The organism is Pseudomonas sp. 10C3 (assembly GCF_036346185.1).
Classification (GTDB): domain Bacteria; phylum Pseudomonadota; class Gammaproteobacteria; order Pseudomonadales; family Pseudomonadaceae; genus Aquipseudomonas.
This window is the reverse complement of record NZ_JASJVE010000197.1, coordinates 1-241: the sequence shown is the minus strand read 5'-3', so window position 1 is coordinate 241 and position 241 is coordinate 1. Positions and strand designations below refer to the sequence as shown.

At 57.3% G+C, this 241-nt stretch carries 1 pseudogene; it reads left to right on the top strand.

Features of this window, described 5'->3' with window-relative positions:
* Positions 1–241: pseudogene (locus tag QN399_RS26610) on the top strand (dolichyl-phosphate-mannose--protein mannosyltransferase); the annotation flags it as partial.

Here is a 241-nt window from a genome sequence, read left to right as displayed (position 1 = left end):
GCTGGAAGCGTCATGTCATCTGGCGCTTTTGCCTGGAGCTAGTGATCGCAGGCGCGCTATATATTGTGGCATTCTTGCTGTCGCACCTGTTTGGCACGCCCAGCTACGCCGAGAGCGGGCTGGGCCTGGTCTTCAGGGAGAACGTAGTACGGTTTTTCCACCCGTTCGATAATTTCGGCCCGATCTTTACCTACCTGCTCTACCTGCCGATCTATACCCTGCCTTGGGCGCCGTGCTGGTT